Raw genomic sequence first — 22,138 nt, forward strand, 5'->3', positions numbered from 1 at the left:
CCACCTTTACCCCTACATGATTCAGCTATCTTCGTTAGGAATGAGCGTATCTCCTCAACCGAGCTCTCGTCACCGCGCTGCATAAGCTCCACAAAGCGCTCAGAACTCATATTTAAGCCAAACTCACTATTAATCCTCGACACCAAGAGTTTAATTAAAACTTTAGCGCCAACCCCAAAAACCCTCTCCAGCTCGCGGTAAAAGGCTCCGGGATCCTCCCAAAACACCTCAAACGGATCCCGGCCCAAACCCCTACGCAGAAAGAATAAAGCAGCCTCACTGGCAGACTCGCCAAGTGAAGAATAAAAGATCCGCTTACAAACCTCACGGAAGTTCTCAATAATAGAATGAATAGGTTTCGACATGATGCCTCAATAATAAAAAGTCATTTCATATATATATATACGTTATTAACGCTAATAATATTCAGCCAATTTTACCCCATAACCCAAATGAAATGATGTGGAATTAAGGAGGACTGTGTTTAACTAAAAGCATCCAAAAATAAGCCTATGAGACCGCAATACTCAATAGCTCATTTGCCATTTTAAGAGATTATTTTTATTTCTGGCATCTAGCCTACACTTAAAGTATTCCAGAAATAGTGCTATTTTCCGCATTTAACTTCTTTTTGATATTCGACGTAGGAGTAGATTATTGTGTAGGCTGCGGCGAATATTATTGGGGCTAGGATTAGGATGAATGCGTGCTCTTGGATTAATGCACCCAGCATGGCGATCACCCCAGCGGCCTTAAAGAGCTTTCCTCCAAGCCTATGGGTCTTCTCCCAAACCCTGTCGCTACTCAATGTCCATGGAGTCCTTATCCCAATAAACCAGTTCCTCCTAGAGTTCTCGCATAGAATCCCAATATAAAAGAATAGTAGCCCAACACCTATTGGAACAGTAGTAGCCGGGCTCACCCTCACCCCAATGTTCCAGAGGATCACCTGCAAATGTATGGAGAAGAGGAATAAAGAGAAGAGTATGATGAACCCATCATAATATTTTCTAAACGCCATAATATTCTCCCTCAGTGGGTCTATTCTTGGAACAGCAATAAGAAGAAGGGCAACGCCAGCAAAGATAATGGGGAGGAGGAATAAACCCCAGAGCTTTGGGAGGTATCCGTCAACTTCACCCCTAACGTTCCAGTGGCTGGCAACCTTCTCCGGCATCAAGGGATACAGGCAAACACTAACACAAAGAGACAATGCAGCCAATACGAGGACAAACACTTCGCTTTTATTAATCCTCATAGGCAGCCCCAAAGTACTTATATAAACCTAGAGAAAGGCAGCTGATAATTAAGTATTTCTTCAAAGAATGGGCAGAAACATAAGTGCTTGAATAAGGGTGAGCCTTAACCCTCTGCCATTTGTAATTTGAAGAGCAACCATGTATCATTAAAGGTTAGGTTTCTTTCCAAATTCCTCGAAGCTCACTATCTCCTCTAGGTTCTTACGCTTTCTAATTAAATGGAGTATTCTGCCCTGAATATCTATCTTCTTACGTGGGTATCCTAGGGCAAGTAGGGCTACTACACGATAATCGTCCGGTATCTTAAGCATTTCTTTAACCTCCTCCTCATTGAAGCTGCCGACCCAGCATGTCCCAAGCCCCTCAGCCGTCGCAGTCAAAACCATGTTCTGCATAGCTATCGCAACATCAACCATAAACCATCTTGGAGAAGCCCTCTGGTTCCCGCAGCCGACGATGACGACCGGAGCTTCCTTTAGAAAGCCGGCGAAGGGCGCTCTGGCAAGCTTCTCCCTCTTCCCGACATCAGTCACGACTATAAAGTGCCAGGGCTGAATATTCCCTGCAGAAGGCGCAAGCCTAGCCGCCTCCAAAATCTTCCCCAAAATTTCCCTAGGAACAGGCGTTGGCTCATAAGCCCTAACAGAACGCCTCTTCTGGATAGCCTCAAAAACATCCATGTATCACACCAGATTAGATAATCGTAAATTACAATTAATTCTTATTAAAGCACACAGATAAATTATAAAATTGACAGATGAGGAGACTTTGACAGTCTTCAAAACCTGGTAGGAAGATGTTTTGATATAGTTAGAGGCTTATCTCGGAAAATCTGCATTTTTATGATTTGTTTTTAGGAGTATATGGTTTGAATTTCATTTCGGAGAGTATGTTTGATGGGTCTAGCTCTGCTTTCTTGACGTTGAAGCTTCTGCCATATGTCTTTGCCTTAGTTACTGGTAGTAGGAAGACTTTTATCTCCCCATTCTCGGGGTGATCCTTACATAGGCGAAGTATGGTTCAGCATTCCACCTCTCAGCAGCCCCCTCTATCTTGCTCCAGTCAGCATTCACATTATCCAAGACCCTCTCTTTTATTCGTTCACGGGTCCTAACGCTTATCGCTATATTTCTATCCTTTGGGAAGAGCGCCCCATCCTTGTCTACACAAAGGAGATCTACCCCCTCAGTTTTAACTAAGCTTAGGTTAACACCAAACCTCGACCTAAGAAACCACGCGAGCAGATACTCACCAAAATCCCCCAAAAGCTTAGTCCTAGTCTGCTCGCTCATGGGCTGGTCTCTCTAAAAGGCTTTTAGGCCTTTGCCTCCATATAGGATACGATCCTCCTAAATTCCTCCGGTAGCGTTGAGACCTCCTTCTCCATAATCTTTAGGTTCCTTGTGTTTGAGACAACTATCAGCTTCTGTACCGTGGGGTTGTTCTTAGCCTTCATTAGGTTTAGTATCGCTGAGTCTATTGAACCAGCCCTACGAACCTCGAAGACGTAATTTACTACACCGAGGTTTCCAATCCTAGCCCCCAAACAACATCAACCCTAGCACCGCTGGCTATGGAGACTTCGCTCTCAGCCTCAAACCCGAGCCCCGCACCCAAGGCAACAAGCTTCTCAACAATCTCATCCTTCACGCTAAACTCATATTCGCTGGACTTAAAAAAGATGGGGAATGGAATTGAACCCGGAGAACTGGTGCCGCGGGCCGGACTTGAACCGGCGACAGCCCGGTTTCAGACGGGGTTTGTTTGGTTCTTCAGCCGGGTGCTCTCCCACTGAGCTACCGCGGCTGCCCAATATATTTTTTCTTACCTTACATATAAATTTTTTAGATTTTAAGCTTGTATGGATCCACCCTTTTATTACTTGTTCTCTCAGAGAAATATTTTTCCGGGGGAGAAGCGTGCAAATATATAGAAGAGGCTGGTGTTCATCTTTGACTGATATTGGTGGTGCAGATTTTAAGCGGATTCTTGAGGTTTCTCTCAAGATGCTTGAGAAGTATCCACTATGTGATTATTGTTTAGGTAGACAATTCGCTTTCTTAGGGTTTGGAGTGGATAATTGTGATAGGGGTAAGTCTATTAAAATGCTGCTTACGATGGGCGCCCATGAGATGGCTTTGTCGAAGGATATGAAGGAGAGGGAGAGAGGGGTCGCCACACTTAGACTGCTGGCAACTAATGGCTCATTTGAAATGGCGCGAGAACTGCTTAGAAAGCAGAGAAGAAGGGCTGGCGAAAAGAAGAAGTGCTTTCTCTGTGACGGATGTTTTGAGAAACTTCAATTTATTGTTGAAAGGGTGATTAAGGAGCTTGAAGAATATGAATTTGATGATTTTCTAGTGGGAATTAGGCTTCCGTTGGAGGTTGAGGAGCGCGAAGACGAGTTTAAAGCTGAACTTGGAGTCCAGTATGGTGAGAGCATAAAAAATGAGCTCAGTAGGTTGATTGGAAAGGAGATTTCGCGGAGACTTAACAAGACTGTTAATTATCTTAGACCCCAAATGGTTGCTATCGTGAACCCGTTTACCGATGAGATTAGGCTTCAGGTTAACTCGCTTTACATATCTGGAAGATACAGGAAGCTTGTACGCGGGATACCTCAGTCAAAATGGGTTTGCATTAAATGCCGTGGAAAAGGGTGTGAGAGATGCGGCTGGACTGGAAAGATGTACCCTGAATCAGTTGAAGAGTTAATCGCTAAACCAATACTGGAGATGACGCTTGGCGAAGACACCTCTTTTCACGCCGCTGGGCGAGAGGATAGGGATGCCCGTATGCTTGGACGCGGCAGACCTTTTGTGATCGAGGTTAAGAAACCTAAGAAGAGAAATATAGATTTGAAGGTTTTGGAGAAGGCCATTAACGATTACGCTAAGGGGAAGGTTAAAGTATTAAACCTTAGATTCGCCGATAAAGAGGATGTTAGAGAGCTTAAAGGCTTGGAGGAAACACAAAAAATTTATAAGGTTATCGTGAAGTTTGATAGGGAAGTCACGGACGAGGAATTAGCGAAGTTGGAGAAGGAACTTACAAACGCGACCATAAGCCAGCGTACTCCGACACGCGTGTTGCGCAGTAGATCAGACAGATTACGAGAAAAACACATATATGGGATTAAGATTAAAAGGTTATCAAGAGATAGCGTGGAAATGAGACTTAGATGCCAAGGAGGTTTATACGTGAAGGAGCTGGTTACCGGAGACAACGGGCGAACGGATCCAAGCGTTTCAAAGATAATTAACGCTAGAGCGGAGCCCGTTGAGCTAGACGTATTAAATGTTTTCATTAAGAGGTGAGCATAAATGCCCTTATCTCACGGCTACCGTAGGAAAACCCGAGCCCTGTTGAGAAAAAGGGTCAGAGAAAGGGGGAAAAGTAGCTTAAGTAGGCTGCTTTATGAATATAAGCCCGGTGATAAAGTGGTAATTGATATAGATCCAAGCATACATAAGGGCATGCCGCACCGCAGATATCATGGCAGAGTCGGCGTGATTGTTGCTAAAAGGGGTAGATCATACGAGGTTAACGTAACGCAAGGGGAAGCCTCAAAACTGATAATCGTGAGACCTGAACACATTAAGCCATTCACGTAAGAAGAGGAGGGAAAAATGCCTAGAAGGATTTTAAAGGTGCGACCGATAACGATACCTGAGGCTAAATTTATACTTGAGTCCTTAGGCGAAGAGAATTTAGATCAATTTCAGCGTAGATCTCTAGATTACACGGCTAAAATGTCCTATTTGAAGCCGGATGCCGCTAGAAGGCTTTTAGAGGAGTTGATGGCTGAGGGTATTCTAGACGAGGAGGAAGCTGTTCAAATAGTTAATATAATGCCGAGGAGCATTGAAGAAATAAGAATGTTTCTTAGCGGAGGAAGAAAAATAATTGAGACATCGAGGCTTGAAAAGATTTTAAGTATCTTAGATAAATATAGGGAGAATCACTAAGAAAACTTATTACATAGTTTTCATCCTAAAATAATTTATAGGTAAAGATTTTAGCGCTCGGTGATGCAATGTGATAGGTTCAATGGATATAGATTATTTTCTCAGCTCTAGACTTAAAAGCGAATCTCCCTCTAAAGATATTGAAGGAAGATTTCGCCAAATATAATAGTGTGTAGCATTATATTCACATGTTTGACGGGCGTTTCTTAGAAGGTTAATTTGGGAAAGTGGTTATAGTGGAGCGGAGAGAAAGATTTCATCAGCAGGTTTACGAGGAGTATGCTTACGTAATTGACTATCTTCCATATGGGAGACCCGGGTTAAGATTGAAGCGGAGGGCCGGAGCAGTCGTCCAGCTTATAGGTGAGGAACATTTCACTTTACTGGAGGCTGTTGTGAGAGAGGGGGTTGTGCTTAAGCCAGCTGAAAGGGTTTTCATAGGGAAAGATCCTCGGGAAGAAATCTTGTACATTATTGGGAGGATGAGCTATGAGGAGCTAACGGCTAACGCAAAAATGGAACTCGAAAACGTTATTGAAAAGATAGTTTTAAGCAGAGAGAAATATTTCGTAAACTTTTTTAACACCGCCAAGCCCGTAACTCCAAGAATGCATGCCTTAGAGCTTATTCCAGGCATTGGGAAAAAATATATGTGGAAGATTTTAGAGGAACGGGAGAAAAAACCTTTTGAAAGCTTTCAAGATCTGCAGAAGCGTACGGGTATACCGAGCCCCGTTAAGTTGATAGCTAAGAGGATTATAGAGGAGCTCTCCAGCGACTGCAAATATAGGCTTTTCACCAGACCATCATAAATGAACCCTCATTATAATTTAATGCTGTTAGGAGCCTCGTTGTGAAGATGAGTTTGTTGGAGGAAACCAAAAGGATCTTGAAAACCTATGGGATACACCCTAAAAGGAGGCTAGGTCAAAACTTTCTTGTTGAAGGTGAGATCTTAGACAGGATAATATCGTATGCGTCGATATGTAGGGACGACACGATTCTAGAGGTTGGGGCTGGTTTAGGTTTTCTTACAGAGCGATTGGCTAAAGTGTCGGGGCAGATCATAGCCGTAGAGGTGGATCCGAATTTATTTAGAATTTTAAGTCAGAGACTAGGTGACTACAGAAACGTTAAAGTTTTGAAGGGGGATATATTGAAGATACAAGCGCTTGCATTTGATAAAGTTGTTTCGGTTCCACCCTACTCTATATCTTCGCCGCTGCTATTCTGGCTCCTTAAAAGAGATTTTAAGTGCGCAGTCCTAACTTTCCAAGAAGAGTTTAGTAGGCGTTTAGCGGCTTTGCCCGGCACTAAGGATTATGGAAGGCTCACCGTATCCGTCTATTATCGCGCTGACGTGGATCTTTTAGACCATATTCCTAAGGAATCATTCTGGCCAACCCCAAAAGTGAATTCCATGATTGTACGCCTGAAACCTAGAAAACCTCCCTTCCAAGTCGATGGGGAGGAAGAATTTTTCAGTTTTATACGCGTGGTCTTCACCCAGAAAAACAGGAAGCTGAGAAACGCTGTAGCATCTTTCCTTAGTGGTGCTCATATTTCAAGGGAAAACCTTATTCGCTTGGCTAACACCATGCCTTTCCATAATAGGAGGGTTAGGGAGCTGGCTCCGGAGGAGCTGGCGTTAGCATTTAATTATTTAAAGAAAGAATTGGAGAACGTAGAATTATCCATGAAACATATCAAGGGAACTAAAGAATCGTTAAACCTTTAGTAAAATAGGGATCGGTTAATCTTCTGCTCTTTTCGATTCCCATAACGTATTAAAGCCACTTCAACCATACTATTTTTGGGGCTGCGAAATGCCTATTTCTCTAATTCGCAAAAGGGATGGCAGAATAGTTGAATTCGATCCAAGCAAGATTACTAAAGCCATCCATAAGGCTATTCAAGCCGTTAAGGGTGAGGACGGGAATTTAGCCGCAAATCTTTCAGCGCAGGTTGTATCTATACTGGAAGAACGATTCAGGGACAGTATACCAAGCGTCGAAGACGTGCAGGACGTTGTTGAGCAAGTCTTAATAAAGAATGGCTACGATTCTGTCGCTAAAGCGTACATACTTTATAGGCATCAGCGGGCTGAGCTAAGAGAGAAAAAGAGGCTGCTTGGGGTAACCGATGACCTAAAACTCTCACTAAACGCGATAGCTGTCTTGGAACGCAGATATCTCCTAAAGGATGAAGCTGGAAGAGTCGTCGAGACGCCCTCACAAATGTTTCGGAGAGTTGCTAGAGCGATAGCTAGGATTGACGCCCTCTACGATAAGAGCGCGGACATAGAGGGGGTTGAGGAAGAATTCTATAGGATTATGGCTAACCTCGAATGGCTTCCAAATTCACCGACGCTTATGAACGCTGGCACAGATATAGGTCAGCTCTCAGCCTGCTTCGTTCTACCTATTGGCGACTCCATAGAGGAGATATTCGACGCGCTAAAATATATGGCGCTGATACATAAGTCCGGTGGGGGGACAGGCTTCTCGTTTTCTAGGCTTAGACCTAAAGGTGACGTTGTCAAATCAACTATGGGTGTTGCCAGCGGCCCTGTCTCCTTTATGAAGATCTTTGATGTCGCAACCGAAGTAATTAAGCAGGGTGGGAGACGCAGGGGCGCTAATATGGGCATACTTAGGGTTGACCATCCGGACATAATCGAGTTTATCACAGCTAAAGAGAAGGAGGGCGTATTAACGAATTTCAACATATCTGTCGGCGTAACAGACGAATTTATGGAGGCTGTTGAAAACGACGGATACTATAGCCTAGTTAACCCTAGAAATGGCGCCGTAGTTAAGCGTTTGAAGGCTAGAGCTATTTTCGATTTAATGGCGACAGCAGCTTGGAAGACCGGCGATCCCGGCTTAGTGTTCCTCGACGAGATTAACCGGAGGAATCCGACACCGCATGTCGGTGTTATTGAGAGCACGAATCCATGTGGTGAAGTCCCACTTCTACCCTACGAGAGCTGCAATCTAGGATCTGTAAACCTGTCTAGAATGGTTAGGGATGGCGAGGTTGATTGGGATAAGCTTAGGCGAACCGTTAGGATCGCTGTTCACTTCCTAGATAACGTTATAGACGCTAACAGGTATCCTATACCGCAGATTGAGAAGGCGACCAAAGCGAATAGGAAGATAGGTTTAGGCGTAATGGGCTTCGCCGAGATGCTCATAAAGATGGGCATACCATATGATTCAGAGGAGGCGGTTGCAACAGCCGAGAAGGTCATGTCATTCATCTCTGAGGAGGCTAGGAAAAAGTCCGCTGAACTCGGTGAGGAGAGGGGCGCTTTCCCAAACTTTCCCGGCAGCGTGTGGGAGAAGATGGGCTATAAGGCTATGAGGAACGCGACCGTAACGTCGATAGCCCCAACCGGGACAATAAGCATAATTGCCGGAACATCCAGCGGGATAGAGCCGCTTTTCGCGGTGGCGTTCGTCAGAAACGTTATGGGGACACAGCTCTTTGAGGTTAACCCGGTCTTTGAGCAGATAGCGAAAGAGAGAGGCTTCTACAGCACTGATCTGATTTCAAAGATCGCTAAGACGGGTTCTGTTCAAGGGTTAAATGAGGTTCCGTCAGACGTTAAAAGGCTGTTTGTAACCGCCCTTGAAATAGCGCCTGAATGGCATGTGCGTATGCAAGCAGCGTTCCAGAAATACACGGACAACGCTGTCTCGAAAACAGTTAATTTACCCCACGAGGCAACCATAGAGGATGTTAAAAGAATCTTCATGATGGCGTGGAAACTCAAGTGTAAAGGTATAACGGTATATCGATATGGAAGCAGAGCTGAGCAGGTTCTGGTCGTTGGAGGAGTACAAGCGTCAAGTTCAAGCGCAACTATGGCAGCGCCCTACGTTCAGGCGCCAACTGAGTATGCGGGGGAATGCCCAACAGGTGTCTGCTCGTATTAGAGGGAAAGATAACTCTCATGAAGTGGCATGAAGGTTTTAATCGGAGCGGTTATCATTAAGCATTAAAAGTCTAATGGTTTTATCTTCTCTCATGCCTCTTTAATCCCAAATTATTTCTTCTGAAAGGATCCTTTTTAGAATCTTTTGAAGGTAAGGTTTAAAAGACTTTATGTTTATTCCATGCATTTATCAACGCTTATGTCAGGCTTCTGTTCTCAGCCTAGGGTTAAAAATTTCTTCAAGGGCATGCATGAAGAGTATGAATCCTGCTTGAATGAGAATTATGCATGCTAATGGTGACAACAGATACCACCAGACGCGGGGATTAACTAGCGCACCTTGGTTTATGGCTGTCTGTATCATCACGCCCCAGTTGGTTGCGGTGAATGGTAGAGCTCCAATAAAGTATAATCCAACTTGCGAATAAATTGCTCCGATGGTAGACAAAATCAAGTTCATGAATATATATGGGAGCAGGTTTGGAAGTATTTCACCGAAAAGTATATGTATTTTGCTTAAACCCAAACATACAACGCTCTCTATGAACTCCCTCTCCTTAATAGAGAGCACCTGAGATCTTATGGCTCTAGCTAGGGCTGGCCAGCCAACTATGCTCAGAATAGCAGCTATCTCCACGACGCTAAGGATTTTCTGCAGGCTTGTCACTATTATTATCAGTAGCGGGAAGCTGGGTATTGTGAGAAAGATGTCGGCGAAGGTCATTAGCACCGCATCGACCTTTCCGCCTATGAAGCCCGACGTTATCCCGATAACAAATGAAACTATTGTTGTGAAAACCGCTGTTAAGAAGGCAACTATGAGGACATCCCTTGACCCATGAACTATCTGCGCAAAAGTGTCCCTTCCAGCGTAGTCTGTACCAAGCGGATGCTCCAAGGATGGTGGAAGAAACCTTTTTTTAATATCGACATCCCTTATATATGGAACTACCTCAGGGCCAACAGCAGCCATTATAATGAAGGCAAAAACTATTAGGAAACCAGCCAGCGAAACCTTATTTCTTCTAAGCACTTTAAAGAAGAATTTCATGTTCTTAATCGTGGAAGTCAACAATCCTTTAATTCTCGATTTCTTAAACATTTCTTGTCACCTGAGCTTTATTCTGGGATCTAATTTACTGTAGAGTAGATCTGCGATTAGGTTTGATGAAACCACAGCCACGGTTATTATTAGGAAGCATCCTGAAATCACCATGTAATCCCTCCCGGAGATGCTTGCGGATATATATCTTCCTATGCCCGGATACGAGAAGATTGTTTCTATAAACACCGAGCCGCTGAATATGTGGCCTATAGATATCGCTAGGCTTGTGAAGAGAGGCAAAATAGCGTTCCGCCCAACATAAGATATAACTATCTTTTTCTCGGGCAAGCCTCTGGCTTCTGCAGCCATTATATAATATTCTCCTAACACGCTGATCGTACTGCTCTTCATTTGTAAAACCCATATTCCAAAAGTTGTAAGAACATAAGATAATATCGGCAGCGTCGCGTGATAGAAGAGGCTTGATATAAACTCTAACGTGAAGCTCGGTTTTATACGTGGATCATATGGCCCTATTATTGGGCCCCTCTGCGGATCCCAGAACCATTTCAATTGAACGCCAAGAATAATAACTATGAGAATCCCTATAACATATGGCGGTATGGCGCGGGTAACCGAGCTAAATATTGAGAAAAACCTGTCTAGGATCCCGCCTCTTTTATAGGCTATATACATTCCGAGAACTATCCCTATGGAGAAGCTCACTATGAGTGAGATCGATATCAGGAAGACTGTCCAAGGTATACCATACACTAGTATTTGGGTTACAGGGGCAGCGTACAAGATTGATTTGCCAAGGTCGCCGGAGAGAAAACCTCTCATATAATCTATGTACTGCTTCCAGAGCGGGTCTGTTGGAACAAATGGAACGATGGCCAGCACCCTTCGATAAGCCTCTTCAGGGTCTAATCCCTGCATAATTAGCTGTGCAACCATCACGTCAATCGGGTTGCCAGGCATCACACGTATAAGGAAAAAAATAATAGTTATTGATGTGAAGATTGTTATCGCCGCCGTAATCAGCCTTCTAATGAACCAGCGCATGCCTTTCCTCTCACCATTATGCTTTTACTCTTCTCCTTCTACGCAGTATGAGGAATGCTGCTAACGTTATTACAATTATTGCTATTGGCACGCCAATATATATCTCGTATGGTATTCTTTCGAAAACAGCTTCAAGTGTATGGGCAGCATCCACAGTGACCGTCACTGTCGTATCAGTGCTCACGGGAGTGCCGTCAAGCCTCCACTCCTTAAACGTGTACCCGAAGGATGGAGAAGCTGTCACGGTAACCTTGTCTCCCTGTACGTAACTGTATGTGCCCGGAGCCGGCGAGGTTGTTCCTCCACCGGAAGGCGTCACGGTGATCGTTAAGCCGAACATGGGTATGAAGACAGCCTCAAGGTTCATGTTTCTGTCCACTGTGACCGTTATTGTTGGGCTTGTTCCAGCGGATAGCCCGTCAAGCCTCCACTCTTTAAAGGTAAAGCCGCTTGCCGGCGTAGCCGTAACTGTAACTTTAGTGCCCTTCGTTTGTCTACTTGTTCCCGGAGCTGGCGAGGTGGTTCCTCCGCCAGCTGGATTTACGGATATTGTTAAGTCGAAGTTGGGCTTTATTAGAAGCCACCTGAACAGGTATGATGAGCCGTGAGCCTCATAGCTGCCTAAGCCGAGCCAATATATATCGTTCGGGTCAGGCCAGCCTCCAAATCGATGCACGTTAAGGTACATATACGCTGTTGGCGAGTATAGTGTGAACACGGGTACCTCACTACACGTTATATAGGAGAGTATAGCGTAGATCTCGTTGCGCTCCTCTAAAGTGCACTTCGCCGGATATGTTTGCGCATAGCGAATAAGCTCTGTAACATTTACCGGCTCAGCCCTCCACGGGACGCGTTGAATCGGGTTCATCCCATGTCCAGGATATACATGCAAGTATTTGTGATAATACTCATCGAAGCTGAAAGCTGCTCCGCCGTAAACCCCGCAGCCAATATCGTATCGACCCTGATAAAAGTCACCCTCAGGCGAGAAGAAGACGGCTGAATCCAGCCATATAGGTGTTATTTTAATTCCGATCTTGGATAATTGGGCCGCTATAGCCTCCATAGCCTCTATCGAAATGTATCCTGCCGCCTTCATAGTAAATTCTAGTTTTGTTCCATCCGGCATTCTATAAATGCCATCCGGACCCTTCGTGCAGCCTATTTTTCTCAGCAGCTCCTCAGCTTTTGCCGGGTTGTAATCGTATGTGAAGTCTTTAAGCCAAGTCTCAATGAAAGATTGGTTAAGAGTAGCATATAACCCAGCGGGGTTAAAGCCAACATTATATTTCGCTGGAGTAGCGCCCGCCGGATACTGGACGAAAGCCACCTCGGTTCTATTTATCCCGTACGCTATAGCTTGCCTAACCTCCTTATAGTAGAGCGGGTTTGGTGAGCCGTCTGGTCGAGTTGGCCTATTATTGAAGTATAATGTTATCCCGACTGGTCTCGGCACGCCGATTATTACCCAGCCGGGTTTACCCACCATGAGGTCATGCTGCTCCTTTGTCGGAATAGCCCAGTGATAATCTAATTGCCCTTCAGAGAGCATCGCCCATAAGACATCAGCAGCTGTCACTCTAACTAAGCGAATCTCATCTATGTCTGGAACGCCCCTCCAATACCCTTCAAACTTCTCTAGCACTATCTCGGTCTCAGACACGTACTTGAGTTTAAATGGTCCTGTTCCAATCGGTCTTTCAGGTCTAAGGTCCAGCATCTCCTTCCGCAGATCAACAAATGGGCTTTCATCCACAAATATATCGTATCCTTCCCTCATCTTCTCATAAACTCTTCGGGCTATATCGCCGTATATCATGCGCGGTAAGACAACCCAGTGCCACAGTATATAGAATGGGCAGTAATCGTTCTTCTCCTTCATGTAAAAGACTAACGTGTGGCTGTCAGCGATCGTTATATTCTTCAAGTAATACCAGGCTCTGTCCTTAAGCAGGTAGATGCAGTGCCAAGTAGCCCATAAGTCTGTCGCATTGAACTCTGATCCGTCATGCCACTTGACTCCCTTTCTTAACTTTAAAGTGAACACCATATAATCCTCATAAGTCCACTCAGCGGCCAAATGAGGTAGATACGAGCCGTTTGCTGGGAAATAATGCGTTAAAGGCTCATAAATTAGCCATGTGGGTAAGCATCCGCTAGCAAAATAGTTCCAATGTCCAACTGGCGGAGGATTATAGCCCCAAGGTCTACTGAAAACTATCTTCTCCTCCTGTGCAGAGCCAACGCCTATCAGCGTAAGAGCAACAAGAGATATCAACAGAGATATAAGAAAGACTCTAGATGAAGACTTTAACATACCCTTCCCCAAAAAATTTTTAAATAAACTTTTATTTAAATTTTTTAAATAAATTTTTCCTTTAAACGTGCGAGGAATTAATCTACGTCATCGGTCTCACGACGCTGAATTCCTCATATATGTCGCGTGTCCCGACACGGTATCTTCCCGGCGGGAAGGGAACGCTAGGAGAAAGATACAGCATATCTACTACTGTCATCTTTTCTTTGGGGCCCAGAAGGATTGACGTCGGATCCCCTTTGACGTCCCTAACGTATACCCAAGAAGTTCCGTTAAATACTTCGAACCGTAGCTCGCAGGCCGTATTAGCGAATAGTATGGATTCATTAAGATTATTTACGACAGTTATAGTTATAGGTTCACCCTGAGTGTAGGATACCTTGTTAAGCGATATTGAGATCGGCTTAATTTGGGCGGGCGGTTTAGGAGGACTTGCATTCACAAATATCTTCTGCTGATATTCTTGAGAGAAAATCCAGTAGGATAGCAGGAAGCGTAGAATGATAATGTAGTTTCCGGGCTTAAACGCCGTAATACAAAGGGAACATGATATATTTTTACCCTTCTCCACGTTTGCTTCCCACATATATGGGAAGGTGCGAGGGATAATTCTATAATCTTGGGTTGTAAGCATCAGCTCCTCTGAGAAATGGTCTATGCTTATTTTGATAGAGGCGCCGAAAAGGGATTCGACAGGGGATTCATATCTATAGGTAGCGGTTTGATTCACGTAAACATTTAAAGTAACATCCTTAGGCGGCAACGTAAGTTTAGGAGATGCTCCAGGAACAAAGTAGAAGAACCATCCCGCCACCAATACAGCGGCTATTAGAAGCGTTAAAAGGGCTTTTTTGCCCATCAACCTCAACCATCACTTAAAGCGGTTTTAGAGAACTTCTATATAAAGTTTTCAGCAAAGTGGCATGCCACTAGTCGACCTTTAACATCCCTCAACTCAGGAGAACTCTCAACGCATATTTTTTCCGAGTAGGGGCATCTAGTGTTAAACTTGCAGCCCGGAATTGTCTCGGTGATCTTTGGCACATCTAGACTTTTAAGATTAGGTAGCTCTCTTTCCCTAGAGATTTTTGGGTCTGGAATCGGTGTTGCTGCTATAAGCGCCTGCGTATATGGATGGATTGGTTTTTGAATCACGGAGTCGCCTTCACCAACCTCAACGATTCTACCCAGATACATAATTATGATTCTGCCTCCCCCCTTTAATACAAAGTACCGTGCAATAGCTAAGTCATGTGTAATGAACAGGTAGGCGTGATGGAACTTCCTTTGCAGGTCGAGCATTAAATCTAGGGCGCCGATCCTGAGACATGCGTCAAGCATAGATACGGCTTCGTCTGCAACAATGAACTCTGGGTTAACCGATAAAGCCCTAGCTAAAATTATTCTTTGCATTTGCCCCCCGCTCATCCTTGAGGGATACCTCGATAAAAAGTCTTCTGGAGGCGTGAGACCTACTAGGCTGAGCAAATCAGCAGCTCTTTTGAAGGCTTCTTCCTTACTCTGGACGATTTTATGTTGAATCATAGCTGGCGCTAGTGATTGAAAAATTGTTCTAACAGGGTTTATGCTTGAATACGGGTCCTGATGAATTATTTGAGCTTTACGGCGGAACTCTTTAAACTCTTTTTCACTCATCTTCCAGATATCTTTGCCCTTATAGAGGACTGAGCCGCTTGTTGGAAGGAGAAGCCCTAGCATCAGCCTTCCTAAAGTACTCTTCCCGCAGCCGCTCTCACCAACAAGAGCAACATTCTCCCCTCTATTAATCACAAGGGAAACATCATCCACAGCCTTAATAAACCTCTTTTCCTTAAATACGCCGCCACCTATAGCGAAGACCTTAGATAAATCCTTAGCCGCGATCAGCGGGTTCTCAATCAAACTTTATCTCCCTCCAACGGTGGCACGCTATAAACCTTACCTCATCAATCCCCTCCAACTCCGGCCTAACCTCCCTACAAATCTTTATCGCATATGGGCAGCGCGGGTGAAAGCCGCATCCTGGAGGAGGGTTTACCGGGTCGGGTAAAGGGCCTGGTAAAGGTCTCAGCTCACTAATATCGCCAATTATTGAGGGTATGGCGCTTAAAAGCGCTTTGGTGTAAGGATGTCTTGGTCTATAAAATATGTCTTCGACGCCGCCAATCTCAACTATTGTTCCACCATACATTATAGCTACTCTATCAGCTATCTCGGCCACAGTAGCCAAGTCGTGAGTTATAAATATCATTGTGAGCCCAAATTCCTTTCTTAAATCTCTTAGGATCCTTATAAAGAACTTTTGTGTTAACACGTCAAGGGCTGAGGTAGGCTCATCCAATATGAGAACTTTGGGTTTAAGTAGTAGGGCCATCGCGCTAATTGTCCTTTGCTTCATCCCACCACTTAATTCATGCGGATAGCGCCCAAGAACCGTCTCCGGATCCAGCCTAACCATCTTCAAGAGATCTATAGATCTCTTTTTAATTTCCTCCTTCAATACATTTTTTTCATGCGCTAAAACAGTGTCAACCATGTGGTCGAAAACCTTCATCACAGGATTCAGGGAATTGAAAGCTCCCTGAAAGATTATTGCGACGTCTTTCCAACGATATCTTCTCAACTCCTTTTTACTTAAAGAGTACACATCTTTTGCGCCATCGAATATCACTTTTCCAGATTTAATATATCCATTGGGATCGACAAGTTTCAACAGCGCATGCGCGAACACGGATTTACCACAGCCACTTTCACCAACAAGCCCAAGCACTTCTCCCTCATAGACGTCTAGATTCAGACCGTCAACCGCCCTAAGGATACCTCTCGGAACCCTAAACTCGACAGTTAGACCCCTAACGCTGAGGATAACTTTCCGTTGTGACATATGTCTCACATATTTAAATTAGGAACTCTTAATAAAGTTTTTGAACTTAAGAGCGGGGAGATTCGTGCTTTATGTGAAAAAGTTTTTAGGTGTTCAGACACTTGGACTTATAGGGTGAAGGGCCTTGGTTACCAAAAGAGAATACCTAGAGTATATTAAGGAATATTATGAGAAGACTGCGAAAGATTTTGATAGACAAATGAACGACTGGATTAGAAGGATTGAGGAAACAAAGATTTTCGACCCCCCGATGATCCCGGTCACTCAAGCAGTTTTAGAAAGCCTGTTCTATTCTGTTACAAAAGAGGTTGAGTACGCTGAAAAATCTAGGGAATTATTGTTAACTTACGTTAAGCTGCCCGGCATGGTTTCAGAGATAATTGGACGAAACGTGTATCCGACGGTAAACTGGTTTAATGGTGTCACTCTTTTCCTGTTCGCATACGAGCTCATAAAAGATAGTGGTATAATTAAAGAGGGAGACCTAGAGAAATTTAAGCGTATAATTGGCTTTTCTTTGGAGCCGCTATTCGCTTTTCCAGAGTGGGGGCCGCACAACCGCGCGATTAAAAGGGGGCTGGCTTTAACCTACGCCGCAAAAATGTTTCCAGACCATCCTAAGGCCAGCTTATGGAATAAGCTTGGTAATATTTTAGTTGACGCCAGCTTGGGGCATTGGTCGCTTGAAGACAGCGAGCTATATTCAGCGATATGGCTGGCAGACATCCTTCTGTACATAGATTTAGTTGGAAAGGATAGCCGGATATTTCAGTCGCCAATGCTGAAATATTATTTTGATTACTTTACTTTTCTTCTCTGCCCGCTTGGCATGATACCTGACTTCGGGGACGCTACATGGGGGTCTCCCGTAGACCTCTACATGATGATACTGGAGAAGGGAGCCTCGGTTTATCGTGATCCATACATGAAATACGCCGCAGATAAAATATTCCGTTTCGCTAGGAAAGAAGGAAAGTTTGGAGTTTTCTCAGTTTTCGCTTACTTATGGGCTGATGATTCAATAGGGCCTATGAAGCCACGCGTCCTCAGCCGAGAGGTTTTAGACGAGTTGATTGGCAAGAAGATTGTTTTTAGGAGCGGATGGGATGATGATTCAACATACATGTTGCTAAACTATATGGATGAGGGCGATGTTGGCTGGTATTATAAGGAGCATTTACGAAACACTCTCGTTGTCACGGCTGAAAAAATGCATCATGGGCATGCTGACGAAAATTCCATTGTGGCGCTGATTTATGACGGCGCGTTTCTTCTCCATGACGGAGGATATCGAGAGGCTCTGCCGGACGGCGAGTATAGAGCGGACATTTATCATAACCGTATAGTTGTACGGGAGGGAGGGCCAGCGAACCAAAAACTTCTTAGTTTCCTACGTAATAAGCTAGACTACCAGCAGGTCAGGACGAGAAGAGTCCATTTTAAAGTCTTTAGAGACGTAGATGTGAGTCGCACTGAGGTTATGGATGAGAGAAACGGCTATTACTGGGATAGAGTTGTAACATATCTGAAGGGATTAGAGGCTTTCATAGTACATGATGGCGTAAAAATTTTACGTAACGGGAAATTTACGCTAAGCAATCTCTTCTGGACACAAAGAATTCATGAGATGGGAGACGAGTACTTTGACACATCTATTGAGCGCATCGGGGTTGTTGGTGCGCTGTTTAATCCTAAGATAACTATGGAGCAGCGGAGACTCCTCGCGTGGCCAAACAAAGAGGGAATACGCTTACTAATATATTTTAGTCCCATCGAGGGCGGAGCCGTAAGCGTTGAAGAATCTATGCGCTGCTACCTTCCCGAGAAGTGCGTGTACCAAACCATATCTAAAGACTTTTGCGAAGGGGAGTACTTCTCCTTTACAACAGTATTATGGCCTCATGGGGAGAGCGAAGATACAGATAAGGTTTTAGATGGAATAGAGATGGTGAAGGTGGATAGATATCCCAACGCGACTGCTATAAAGATTAGGTTGCCAGATAGGGAGGTTACAGTATGCGCGAAACATAATCTTTCCATAGGGTTGGTTAGATCTAACATGAGGCCGGTTTATACTTATGAGGATGGGAAAATTCGTTACGATGAAATTGTAAGCGATGCAGCGTATATTTACACAGGGTTATTTTCAAATAACACTTTGAGATTCGCTTTTATCGATGGCATGAAAATATTCTTTAAGGAAATAAAGTTATTTTCCTCAGAGGAACCCTCGATCATAGATCTCAGCCATAGATCAGACATAGAGAGAGAAGGCTACTTTAAGACAGAGAGGGAATACTGGAAATATGAGCTTAAGACAAAATGGGATTCTTGGGAAGGAGAAGTTAAATTATAGCGATCCTTGGATTTTAATTCTCATCGATCAGCCTTATGAGAACGTGGAAGAAAGGCTGATTTTCCCCTCCTTAATCCATCGGGCATGCCTAATGGCTTTTGTTATATTTAAAGATTCATTGATTTCAGCTAGCCCTTCAGCGGTGTCGCCGCAAACAATCTTCGCGACGCCAATCACGTAGCGCAGGTATGCGAGAGCCTCATCGTAGTGGAGTAGGCGCGCCACGGCGCTCTTAGCGTCACCTATTTTTTCATGTATTTCCTTGATTCTTGATTCCGCTTCACTAATTATTTTCTCCAACAGCGCTCTTGCTTCAGAATCTCTTTCAAGTTTTATAAGTATAAGGGCTTGGAAGACCTTATGTTCGCTTGCCACGTCAACGGATCTTTGAAGGGCTTCACTCCAAAGTTTCTCAGCGTTTTCTAGGTCGCCGAGCATTTCATATGCGAGCCCAGCGTAATATAGTTGAAGAATATCATGCCTATATTTTGGGTGAGGCGCCCCCACGCCGAGGTTTTTCGGATATTCTGTGGCTTTGATAAATAATTCTAGGGCTTCTTTCGCCCTATTTTCCCTAAGCATCTTAAGACCCTTAGATAATAGGGCGTCGGCGTATATTTCCCAGAAGCCAAAGTATCCTTCAGACGGCTCGAAATACGTGTTAAGCAGTATTTTCAGGGCTTCATCTTCCTCTTCAGCATCAACATACGCTGAGCACAATCTGGCGATCAACGCGTACCTTTTAGCCTCCGCCGGAGCACCCTCAAGTAGGTTCAGCCTCTCGTTGAAGAGACCGATCCTAGAATATATGTCGTCTAGCTCAGCATATAGCACGTGGTTTGTGGGCGATAACCCTATGGCTCGCTTATAGGCTTTAATGGATTTATCCCATTCACCAGTTAAAATGCTATAAGAGAAACCTATATTGCGATATAAAAACGCGTGCTCCAACCCATTTTTTGAGGCCTCTTCCCATATTTTAAGGGCTTCTTCCCATCTTCCAACATAGAAGAGAACGTTGCCCAGCAGGTAACGTGCTACCCGACATCTTTTGAGGGAAGATATGACATCTCCTAATACTTCGATGTCCATCAATCTATGTGGGAAAACATACTCGACGTTTTCCTTTTCACCGTCACTATAATATTTCTTAGCCTCTTCAACTCTCCCCATCTTTTTAAGGGTGAAGCCTAAATAATAATATATCAGCGGATTCCTAACTCCGCGATTCAATGCTTCACCCAATATTTTTGCAGCATCATCAAATAGTCCGGCGAAAATGTACTCTTTTGAAACTTCAAGAACCTTATGGGCATTAGAAAACAGAATTTCATCTAATTCTTTATCACACGATAGCAAGTGCCTCTCAGCGATAACCATGTAGTCCAGCGGCATAAGAGCCCCACCTTTCTCAAGAAACTCTAAAGCCTCTTTCATCTTTCCTTCTCTCCTTAAAATGGCGGACAATAGCGTTAAGGCTCTTAAATTAAAACCGTTATCTTCAATCGCCATCCTAAGAAACTCTTCAGATTCATCGTAAAGATTTGACCTTGCTTTCAATACTCCCAGAAGATAAAGGGCTAATGACCTATTCTTCCCAAAAGTGTAGATCTTCCAGAGGTTTCTTTCAGCATCCTCATTCTTACCCAGCGCCATCAACGCTAGGCATAAGTAATATCGGGCATCTTCATCGTAGGGGTTTCTCCTTAAGGCTCTTCTAAGAAGGATTTCAGCATCTTCATAAAGCCCCGAAGCATAGTATAGCAGGCCGAGCCAAGATAGGCTTTTAGAAAAGTCAGGATCCTTTTCCAGCGATTTCTGGAAGAAACTTCTAGCTATTTCAGCATGCTCCTTTTTAAACGAGTCTACGCCTTTAAGCCAAAGCTCCTCCGCGCTGTCTTTCCAACCCCACTCCTCCATTTCGCCTTTCCACATAGGGGTTTCGGGTAAACTCGTTCTGTAGCTCCTAAAGTCCCATGATATTATCTCTCTTCCCTCCTCAGACAATATCCTTAAAAATGGTTTCTCAGCCTTTACGCCTATTTCTCTTACCACCGCGAAACTAGGCGATAAATTTAGGGTTTCACTGTAAACCACCCTTTTCTCCACGTCTAAAATCTCGAGCTTAACGTTCCTATATTCCATCGCCGATGAGATTTCGACTCTAATTTTTCCCTCCTCAGTTTTCTCTACGGCGAGCGCTGCACTTTCATTAGCAAAAGTTAAACTGCTAAGACCTCTAACAGGATACCAGTACTCAATCCAAGATTCAAACCTTAACGGGTTTGCAAGCTCAACAATGCCCTGTGTTAAGAACCTTCCGCTCTGTATCTCTATGTATGGGATACCTTTATCTGAAAGCATATCCCTCCAGAATAAACCGTCTTCAGATACGCCCCATGTCCAGAATTTTTTCCCCGGAACAACGTTATGATCCGCGACGTGAACTAAGCCTAAATTATAGTCATAATTGTAGGCGGCGAAGAAATCCTCTTCAGAGTCCAGTATAAAGAGGCTTGTGGGTCTAACATAGTTTTTATACCATCTTAAGTCTACGCCCTCATCATTAATTGGGAAACTTCCGAGGTTAGTGCGCGACCCCGGATAAAATATTATTGAGCCTTGGCTTGCCGGCAACGCCGCATTCGACCAGAAATAGTACCGCTCTGGAAGCAAACTCGTATTAAATGTTCTTATCTCTGTTTCAATTCTTGAGGAATTCGGTTTCAGCTTTATAATGACGGCATACTCAACATTCGTCGTCAAATTTAAGCTGCCCAAAATTATTGACGCGCTCCCATCGCTATTCTTCCTTAAAATGTAGTCTACCGGTGAAAAGTTGTCTACGGTATGTGATGGAAAGGAGCATAAATTGAACTCTAACCCTACAGCGATCCATGCTCCTCTAGCGGCTATCAGAGCTGGCCTAATGATATCTATATGGTTGAAGATCTGGCGTCCGGAAGACTTATCAAGCGCTGAGAAGATACGTGCCCCTAGGGCGGGAATAAAGGATACTTTGAGGAAAATATTTTCCATCTCTATCTCCCTATATTGAGTGGGAGACGGCTCAGAACTGAAAATGTTAAGTTTAGTGTAAGGGTAATGTTTACTTTCGAAGTACGGTATAGGATCCTCAAAAACCTTGTAAGCCATCTTTGTAGCAGTTTTCTCCGAGATTTTAACACAATCACCTGAACTCAATTAAAGACCTGACCTCCAAAGGAATTAATACGATATACCTAAAAAGATTTTCTTATGGAAAACGTTATCTAGCGCTATTCACCCTAAAGCAACTATA

20 protein-coding genes and 1 tRNA gene are annotated in these 22,138 nt (G+C 44.0%); 7 read left to right on the forward strand and 14 right to left on the reverse strand.

Annotation, left to right across the window (positions count from 1 at the left end; genetic code table 11):
• The 7 genes from QXR61_06490 to QXR61_06520 all read right to left on the reverse strand — a co-directional run.
• A partial coding sequence (locus QXR61_06490; GenBank protein MEM3757591.1) for a hypothetical protein occupies positions 1-365 on the reverse strand: 365 nt, incomplete at its 3' end.
• A gap of 242 nt (positions 366-607) precedes the next feature.
• Entirely contained in the window at positions 608-1,258 is a 651-nt protein-coding gene (locus QXR61_06495; GenBank protein MEM3757592.1) for an SdpI family protein, read from the reverse strand.
• Positions 1,259-1,405: 147 nt separating this feature from the next.
• Positions 1,406-1,939 (reverse strand): nitroreductase family protein, encoded by a 534-nt coding sequence (locus tag QXR61_06500; GenBank protein ID MEM3757593.1) that lies wholly within the window; start codon positions 1,937-1,939, stop codon positions 1,406-1,408.
• 294 nt (positions 1,940-2,233) lie between these two features.
• Positions 2,234-2,551 carry a hypothetical protein gene (locus QXR61_06505; GenBank protein ID MEM3757594.1) on the reverse strand — a complete coding sequence of 106 codons (318 nt, stop codon included), beginning with the start codon at positions 2,549-2,551 and terminating at the stop codon, positions 2,234-2,236.
• 23 nt (positions 2,552-2,574) lie between these two features.
• A complete protein-coding gene (locus QXR61_06510; protein ID MEM3757595.1) occupies positions 2,575-2,805 on the reverse strand; it encodes a hypothetical protein in 231 nt (76 codons plus the stop codon).
• The gene (locus QXR61_06515) at positions 2,775-2,909 is read right to left on the reverse strand and encodes a hypothetical protein (protein ID MEM3757596.1); all 135 of its coding nucleotides are present in this window, start codon (positions 2,907-2,909) and stop codon (positions 2,775-2,777) included. Before QXR61_06515 ends, QXR61_06510 begins: the two co-directional genes overlap by 31 nt.
• A 59-nt stretch (positions 2,910-2,968) precedes the next feature.
• Positions 2,969-3,065: transfer RNA gene (locus tag QXR61_06520), tRNA-Phe, on the reverse strand.
• 146 nt (positions 3,066-3,211) lie between these two features.
• Here QXR61_06520 and QXR61_06525 point away from each other — a divergent pair.
• From QXR61_06525 to QXR61_06550, 6 genes are all read left to right on the forward strand, one after another.
• Positions 3,212-4,576: a tRNA pseudouridine(54/55) synthase Pus10 gene (locus QXR61_06525; GenBank protein MEM3757597.1), complete on the forward strand. Its 1,365-nt coding sequence runs from the start codon at positions 3,212-3,214 to the stop codon at positions 4,574-4,576.
• 6 nt (positions 4,577-4,582) lie between these two features.
• Positions 4,583-4,873, forward strand: coding sequence for a 50S ribosomal protein L21e (locus tag QXR61_06530; GenBank protein ID MEM3757598.1), 291 nt, complete (start codon positions 4,583-4,585; stop codon positions 4,871-4,873).
• Positions 4,874-4,888: 15 nt separating this feature from the next.
• Positions 4,889-5,227, forward strand: coding sequence for an RNA polymerase Rpb4 family protein (locus tag QXR61_06535; protein ID MEM3757599.1), 339 nt, complete (start codon positions 4,889-4,891; stop codon positions 5,225-5,227).
• Positions 5,228-5,463: 236 nt separating this feature from the next.
• A complete protein-coding gene (locus tag QXR61_06540; protein ID MEM3757600.1) occupies positions 5,464-6,039 on the forward strand; it encodes a DUF655 domain-containing protein in 576 nt (191 codons plus the stop codon).
• Between the two features lie 56 nt (positions 6,040-6,095).
• Entirely contained in the window at positions 6,096-6,965 is an 870-nt protein-coding gene (gene rsmA, locus QXR61_06545) for a 16S rRNA (adenine(1518)-N(6)/adenine(1519)-N(6))-dimethyltransferase RsmA (protein MEM3757601.1), read from the forward strand.
• 88 nt (positions 6,966-7,053) lie between these two features.
• Positions 7,054-9,168, forward strand: coding sequence for a vitamin B12-dependent ribonucleotide reductase (locus tag QXR61_06550; GenBank protein ID MEM3757602.1), 2,115 nt, complete (start codon positions 7,054-7,056; stop codon positions 9,166-9,168).
• Between the two features lie 201 nt (positions 9,169-9,369).
• Here QXR61_06550 and QXR61_06555 read toward each other — a convergent pair whose 3' ends face one another.
• The 6 genes from QXR61_06555 to QXR61_06580 form a co-directional block, all read right to left on the reverse strand.
• Positions 9,370-10,269 (reverse strand): ABC transporter permease, encoded by a 900-nt coding sequence (locus tag QXR61_06555; protein ID MEM3757603.1) that lies wholly within the window; start codon positions 10,267-10,269, stop codon positions 9,370-9,372.
• A 6-nt stretch (positions 10,270-10,275) separates the two neighbouring features.
• Entirely contained in the window at positions 10,276-11,277 is a 1,002-nt protein-coding gene (locus QXR61_06560; GenBank protein ID MEM3757604.1) for an ABC transporter permease, read from the reverse strand.
• Between the two features lie 16 nt (positions 11,278-11,293).
• The gene (locus QXR61_06565) at positions 11,294-13,597 is read right to left on the reverse strand and encodes an ABC transporter substrate-binding protein (protein ID MEM3757605.1); all 2,304 of its coding nucleotides are present in this window, start codon (positions 13,595-13,597) and stop codon (positions 11,294-11,296) included.
• 82 nt (positions 13,598-13,679) lie between these two features.
• Positions 13,680-14,456 carry a hypothetical protein gene (locus QXR61_06570; protein MEM3757606.1) on the reverse strand — a complete coding sequence of 259 codons (777 nt, stop codon included), beginning with the start codon at positions 14,454-14,456 and terminating at the stop codon, positions 13,680-13,682.
• 38 nt (positions 14,457-14,494) lie between these two features.
• Positions 14,495-15,499, reverse strand: coding sequence for an ATP-binding cassette domain-containing protein (locus QXR61_06575; GenBank protein ID MEM3757607.1), 1,005 nt, complete (start codon positions 15,497-15,499; stop codon positions 14,495-14,497).
• Positions 15,492-16,481 (reverse strand): ABC transporter ATP-binding protein, encoded by a 990-nt coding sequence (locus QXR61_06580; GenBank protein MEM3757608.1) that lies wholly within the window; start codon positions 16,479-16,481, stop codon positions 15,492-15,494. Before QXR61_06580 ends, QXR61_06575 begins: the two co-directional genes overlap by 8 nt.
• A gap of 124 nt (positions 16,482-16,605) precedes the next feature.
• On the opposite strand from QXR61_06580, the gene QXR61_06585 reads away from it, so the two are divergent.
• Positions 16,606-18,837, forward strand: coding sequence for a hypothetical protein (locus tag QXR61_06585; protein ID MEM3757609.1), 2,232 nt, complete (start codon positions 16,606-16,608; stop codon positions 18,835-18,837).
• Positions 18,838-18,870: 33 nt separating this feature from the next.
• On the opposite strand, the gene QXR61_06590 is transcribed toward QXR61_06585, so the two are convergent.
• A complete protein-coding gene (locus tag QXR61_06590) occupies positions 18,871-22,041 on the reverse strand; it encodes a DUF5107 domain-containing protein (protein ID MEM3757610.1) in 3,171 nt (1,056 codons plus the stop codon).
• Positions 22,042-22,138: the final 97 nt, after the last annotated feature.

The organism is Candidatus Bathyarchaeia archaeon (assembly GCA_038882715.1).
Taxonomy (GTDB): domain Archaea; phylum Thermoproteota; class Bathyarchaeia; order Bathyarchaeales; family DTEX01; genus DTEX01.

Bases quoted from the DNA above. Each gene is read 5' to 3' on its own strand.
- QXR61_06495 (MEM3757592.1), bottom strand. From the start codon at position 1,258: ATGAGGATTAATAAAAGCGAAGTGTTTGTCCTCGTATTGGCTGCATTG.
- QXR61_06500 (MEM3757593.1), bottom strand. From the start codon at position 1,939: ATGGATGTTTTTGAGGCTATCCAGAAGAGGCGTTCTGTTAGGGCTTAT.
- QXR61_06505 (MEM3757594.1), bottom strand. From the start codon at position 2,551: ATGAGCGAGCAGACTAGGACTAAGCTTTTGGGGGATTTTGGTGAGTAT.
- QXR61_06530 (MEM3757598.1), top strand. From the start codon at position 4,583: ATGCCCTTATCTCACGGCTACCGTAGGAAAACCCGAGCCCTGTTGAGA.
- QXR61_06535 (MEM3757599.1), top strand. From the start codon at position 4,889: ATGCCTAGAAGGATTTTAAAGGTGCGACCGATAACGATACCTGAGGCT.
- QXR61_06550 (MEM3757602.1), top strand. From the start codon at position 7,054: ATGCCTATTTCTCTAATTCGCAAAAGGGATGGCAGAATAGTTGAATTC.
- QXR61_06555 (MEM3757603.1), bottom strand. From the start codon at position 10,269: ATGTTTAAGAAATCGAGAATTAAAGGATTGTTGACTTCCACGATTAAG.
- QXR61_06560 (MEM3757604.1), bottom strand. From the start codon at position 11,277: ATGCGCTGGTTCATTAGAAGGCTGATTACGGCGGCGATAACAATCTTC.
- QXR61_06565 (MEM3757605.1), bottom strand. From the start codon at position 13,597: ATGTTAAAGTCTTCATCTAGAGTCTTTCTTATATCTCTGTTGATATCT.
- QXR61_06570 (MEM3757606.1), bottom strand. From the start codon at position 14,456: ATGGGCAAAAAAGCCCTTTTAACGCTTCTAATAGCCGCTGTATTGGTG.
- QXR61_06580 (MEM3757608.1), bottom strand. From the start codon at position 16,481: ATGTCACAACGGAAAGTTATCCTCAGCGTTAGGGGTCTAACTGTCGAG.